The sequence below is a fragment of the Microbacterium lacusdiani genome (genome assembly GCF_054779895.1).
Window position 1 is genome coordinate 1 of record NZ_BAAGXJ010000036.1, and the last position, 1272, is coordinate 1272.

General features: G+C 66.4%; 1 protein-coding gene. It reads left to right on the forward strand.

What is annotated here, in order from left to right:
* Nucleotides 1-54: 54 nt before the first annotated feature.
* Nucleotides 55-1272, forward strand: a 1218-nt coding sequence (locus ACYVGN_RS13400) for an IS256 family transposase (protein ID WP_460791361.1), incomplete at its 3' end; no start/stop codon positions are given.

Genomic DNA, 1272 nt, shown 5'->3' on the forward strand with positions numbered 1-1272 from the left:
GCGATGGTCAGTGAGTACCGATCAAAGTCACTCACAGGAAGACACAAACGCACGATGGCTCTAGACCAGTCTGCCCTCCTCGAGCTCCTCGGGGAACTGCACTCCACCGATGTCAGCGACCGGATCCGGCTCGCGACGCAGAAGCTCTACCAGGAGCTGATCGACGCGGAGGCGACCGCGTTCATCGGCGCCGCCCCTTACGAGCGCTCGGAGGGGCGTGTCGCGGTCCGCAACGGGTCGCGTCCGCGGACGCTGACCACCACAGCTGGGGACCTGGATCTGCGGATCCCGAAGCTGCGACAGGGGTCGTTCTTCCCGTCGCTGCTGGAGCGGCGCCGCCGGGTCGATCAGGCGCTGTTCGCGGTCGTGATGGAGGCTTACGTCCACGGCGTCTCGACCCGCAAGGTCGACGACCTCGTCAAGGCGCTCGGCGCCGATTCGGGGATCTCCAAGTCCGAGGTGTCTCGCATCTGCCAGGACCTCGACGAGGACGTCGCCGCGTTCCAGGCACGTCCTCTCGGGGACACCACCTACCCGTATGTGTTCGTCGACGCGACTTACTGCAAGGCCCGTGTCGGTCGTCAGGTCGTCTCGCAGGCGATCGTCGTGGCGATCGGCGTCGCCGCAGACGGCACCCGGCAGGTCCTCGGATTCGATGTCGGCGACACCGAATCGGAGCCGTTCTGGACGGCGTTCTTCCGATCGTTGAAGGCTCGCGGCCTCGGTGGTGTCCGGTTGGTGATCTCCGACGCGCACTCCGGGCTGATCAAGGCGATCCAGGTCGCGTTCCAGGGCGCGTCCTGGCAGCGCTGCCGGGTTCACTTCATGCGCAACATCCTCGCGAAAGTCCCCAAGGTCGCAGGCCCCATGGTCGCCTCCATCATCCGCACCGTATTCGTCCCGCGCGGCAAAGCCAGCCTCGTCACCGCCCAGTTCGGGGAAGTCGTCCGCATGCTCGAACGCTCCCACCCGGCCGTCGCTGAAATGCTCGAGAACGCCCGCGACGAGCTGCTCGCGTTCACCGCGTTCCCCTCCGCGCACTGGCAGCAGATCTGGTCCACGAACCCGCTGGAGCGGTTGAACAAGGAGATCAAGCGCCGCACCGACGTCGTCGGCACCTTCCCGAACCCCGCCGCGCTGCTGCGCCTGGCCGGACACGTCCTCATCGAGCAGCACGACGAATGGGACAGCGCCGACCGCCGCTACTTCAGCGACACCTCCATGGCCCTGCTCAACAACCCCATCGACGAACAGGAGAGCATCCCCGAACTC